The organism is Pseudanabaena sp. 'Roaring Creek', from assembly GCF_001402795.1.
In the GTDB taxonomy this organism is placed as follows: domain Bacteria; phylum Cyanobacteriota; class Cyanobacteriia; order Pseudanabaenales; family Pseudanabaenaceae; genus Pseudanabaena.
The window spans coordinates 1-4,237 of record NZ_LIRE01000472.1; the positions used below are offsets into that span (position 1 = coordinate 1).

3 protein-coding genes and 1 pseudogene are annotated in these 4,237 nt (G+C 44.3%); all 4 read right to left on the minus strand.

Annotated elements, in window-relative coordinates:
- Window positions 1-344 precede the first annotated feature (344 nt).
- Window positions 345-1,358: a diguanylate cyclase gene (locus tag AC805_RS15000; RefSeq protein ID WP_197278735.1), complete on the minus strand. Its 1,014-nt coding sequence runs from the start codon at window positions 1,356-1,358 to the stop codon at window positions 345-347.
- 63 nt (window positions 1,359-1,421) lie between these two features.
- Window positions 1,422-2,303: a J domain-containing protein gene (locus tag AC805_RS15005; protein ID WP_072143638.1), complete on the minus strand. Its 882-nt coding sequence runs from the start codon at window positions 2,301-2,303 to the stop codon at window positions 1,422-1,424.
- Window positions 2,216-3,136 (minus strand): ABC transporter substrate-binding protein, encoded by a 921-nt coding sequence (locus AC805_RS15010; RefSeq protein WP_055076172.1) that lies wholly within the window; start codon window positions 3,134-3,136, stop codon window positions 2,216-2,218. The genes AC805_RS15005 and AC805_RS15010 overlap by 88 nt, the downstream gene beginning before the upstream one ends.
- A gap of 333 nt (window positions 3,137-3,469) precedes the next feature.
- A pseudogene (locus AC805_RS15015) lies at window positions 3,470-4,237 on the minus strand (hypothetical protein); the annotation flags it as partial.

The following is a 4,237-nucleotide window of genomic DNA, read 5'->3' on the forward strand; positions in this document are numbered from 1 at the left end:
CTGAGCGAAGTCGAAGCTGTAGTTTTTATTTAAATTATCTATACTTTGGCTGAGCCAAGTCGAAGAACTCTATTTTTCTCATAGAATGATTTAGGACTGCTATACTCCCTTCCCAGTGAAAAATTAGACGTTGCAGCGCTTCGCGCCGCAACGCTAATTCTTGGTTTTTAATGTCTAATTTTATAGCGGGAAGGGAGTAAGTAGCTGGGCATAATTAAAAACCAGAGCCAGAATATGTAGCGCACGCGCAGCGTGCGCTACATATTCTGGGGTTTTATATTTAATTGCGCCTAGCCACTTATCAAATTACAAATACCTCCAGCCTTAACTAGTCCTAGACAGCCTTAGATAAATTCTTTGATATAGTCCTGATTGCCACCAGCACATTGAGCTTGATGTAGAGAATGTTCTGCTAAAGCTACCAGTTTGCCAAAACTCCGATCGGGATTTTGTTGGCTGAGACTTGCTAAAGTTGTTACCACTCCACCGACACTAATCGTTAGTGGGAATAACAATGCTGAAGAGACAGAAATTGGATGGCTGCTAATGCTTGCCAGTAAATTTTGAGAGAGTTGTTTGCCACTTGCCGCATCATTATGGGGCGTAATGCAGGCAAACTCATCTAAACCATAACGATAAATTAAACTGTTAGCCTCGCAGTTATTGCTCAAACGCCCGACGATCGCCTTAAGTGTCTCATTGCCAACCTGCTTGCCATAGGAATCGACAATTGGTTGAAAGCGATCGATATCAATGATCAACAAGCTCAAGAAACTATAACTTTGATAAGCGCCATAGCCCTTAAACAGTTGCATCATTTTCGGCACGATCTCAACAAAGGCTTGCTCGCTCAAAGCCTTTGTTAAAGGATCGACCAAGTTTAATGTATCCAGCAAGTCATTTTGAGTGAGTAATTTCTGGTTAGTCCAGATCAAAGACTGCGTTAACGCACTGACCTTTAGCCCCGTCCGCAATCTTGCTCTTAGCTCAGAACCATCAATGGAGTTGCTGAGAAATTCATCAACACCCGCATCTAAGCCAATTTGACGTTGTTGATTGTTCAAAGCATCGACAATCAAGACAAAATACGTCGTCATGAGGTCGGGATGTTCGAGATTTACCTTAACCCGATGGCAAAGTGCTACACCAGAGACATCGGGGATATGCCAATCAGCTAAAACGATCGCAGGTTTTTTGTGAAGAATGATTTCCCAAGCTTTTTCGCCACTGGTTTCCGTGATGAAACTGTAGCGTTCGGAGCCTAAATATTGGGTAATCGTCGTCAAAATATGCCGATCGGCACTAACGATCAGCATGAGCGCATTATGGCGGTAATACTTTAGTCTGCGGAAATCCAAGATGGTTGCCTCGCCATATTTTTGAGTCTGCGGAAGTCCAGTCCTAGCGAGAAATGTATGAGATTATTTTTTGCCCCAGCCAAATAACCCGCCTTTCTTTTCTGGCGCTTTTTCTGGTGGTTTGCTGGCAGTAGTCGCCTGATTGATATATTTAAGGGCTATAGGTTCTTTAGGATCGAGTTTGAGAGCTTTTTGAAAGCTGGCTTTCGCGATCGCCGCCGCATTTTGATTCATTTGCACTAACCCCTTAAGCGCATAGACCTTAGCGTTATTAGGATCGAGTTTCTCAGCTCCCAGTAATTCCTTAAGCGCCTCAGTCCATTGCTTTTTACTGATAAATAACTCCGCCATATTGAGATTTCGCAATGCGGGAGACTGGGCTGGTTTGGCAGCTACAGGCTCAGGACTATTGGTTTGACTGGAAGCAGGAGCGTAAGCATTGCTGCTGCTGGTAAAGCTCAAGGTCTGCTGAGTCAAGACATATACCAAATTTAACTCGCTGAGAGTTGCGGTGTATTCCAAGATGGCATCTAAGCTTTCATATTGTTTCGGAGCAATTTGTTCTACATATTGCTGATAGGTGACTTCGTGGGGCATCCGATAGAGTTTTTGGGCAATTTCGGAACTGACCGTCGGTATCTGTTCTTTTTGCTTGGCATTCTGGGCAAAAATTCTTAAGGTGGCTAAATACTCTCCCCGTTCGCGATCGCTATTGAGAATTTGATAGGCTGGGCTGACCATTTTGGAGAAATATTTGGTGGCAAGCTCTTTTTCTTCGGGAGTGCGCCCAAATACATCAGGATGCAAAATCTTTGCAAGCTTGAGAAATTTTTTGCGAATTTGGAGCGCATCACTGGTCATTGGTAAACCGAGTACGGCGTAATGATCGCTAATACCGTAACTGGCAAGACCGTTGTTGATTTTAAAGTTTTCTGGCTTTCCCACAGGTTCCACCTCTTAAGTATCTGTTCGAGTTTACCCTCTTGACGCATCTCTGTTAAAGCCCGATCTACGGCATTTTTTAGGGATACATCGTCCTTATTGACGATCGCCACTAGACGAATCGGAATTAAGGGTTCCCCAACAATTATAAAGTTGGGATTGTTGCGTGCTTGCCATACGGCTACTGGTTCATCAAGGATCATCGCATCAAGCTGCCGATCGCGCAGTTGGATGACCATCCGATCGAGATCCCGTGAGGAGAACAGGCGGATAGCATTACCCCTATTTTTATTATAGGTTTCTGCGATCGCTGCGCCTCCGCTATTTGCCACAACTCCCACCCGTTTGCCAATCATGTCGCGGAGGGATTTGATTTGGGTGCCATCGGCACGGATTAGCAGCCTTTGAGCGCTACGGTAATAGGGAACGGTTTCGATGAATTTGCCTTTGGTATCGCCCGTTTCTAGGGCTCCCTCTTCTCGCGCACTGAGAAGGACATCGACCTGTCGCGAAGCTAAATTTTCAGGCTGGGTAGACCAAGGAATATTAATGGGACGGGGTTCAATGTTTAATTTTGCGGCAATTTCTTGAATGATTTCTAGCTCAAACCCATCATAAAACTGCGTCTTGGCATTCCAAAACATATAGGGACCACCGATCGCGGCATCAATTCCCACGCGTAATTGTCCGCGACGCATGACGATGCCAAGGCTACTATCCTCCGCAGCTACAGATGATATTACGGGTGATGTTGTAGGTGCTATGGCACTGGCAACTCCCAAACATACAGTGGCATATACTGCTAAGTAGGTGAGTTTGTGAACAAACTTAAACATTGATTTTCTAATCAAGGATTTTCTAATCAAGCGATCGCTATAAAGCTACTAAGTAGCTGGGCATAATTAAAGTCCAGATCTAGAACTTGCGGCGCGCGCCGCAGGTTTTAGGTTTTTATATTTAATTAAGCTCACTTACTGTCGCTTTTACTGTCGCTAATACCAATTCACAAAGGTGTTGTCACACTTTTGTAAATTAAACACCAAACCCAGTAAGGTTTTGAGATTCCCAAAATGGCAACGCCACTTTGGGAATTGGTATAAGTATATCAGGACATAAAAATGTCAGGACATAGAAACAAAAAGAGAATCGCGGCAGCGCTCTTTTTGTTTCTATGTCCCGATTTTGTTTTTCTGGGTGACTCGATAAAAGGTGGTTTTACCTGGGTAATGGGCGAAGGCTCCATCAAAATCCGAACCCGTTAGCCAAGCAAATTCTGATTTAAAGGGCGAGTTGGACAAAACCAAACGGCAACCATTTCTCATACAAATGCCAATATGCCACTGTCCGTTGGTGTAATCAGTTCCGTTAGCTATGGCAATATCCCCACGAACTGCTTGCATTTGCTCGATTTGTTTCCCTTTATTGCTGTCTAAATCGGCAACTAGCGAAGGGACGTATAGAGGATTTTGACCGATCTGATAGCCTAGGGCTCTCTCGATCGCCATATTTACCATACGGGCGCAGGCAAGTTTACCGTTATTGGTATTGGGTTCGTAAAAACTGCTTCGCCCCAAAAGATCGCGGGATAAAGCAGTTTGAAAAATCCGTTCTGAGATAGTCTCGTCTTGGTTTGGCGATCGTCCGAGCGAATTATTGGGCTGATTGGCTTGAACGATCGCTAGAACCTCCCGATATTTGGCATCACTTGCTGTGAGGTCAATGGTACTAGCTTGGTATTCTGCATACCGATCCCTCAACCATCGTATTGCTGGTTTTCCTACCACAGCAAAAACGATCGTAATTAATAATGCCAATATCCAACCTCTCCTAATGCTGCTTGTTTTAGGTTGAGGCTTAGGTTGAGGGGTTGCGTTTCCCATATCTTCAAAGTTTGTGATAAGTAAGGATGCTAAACATAAAACCCTAAAACCTGCGGT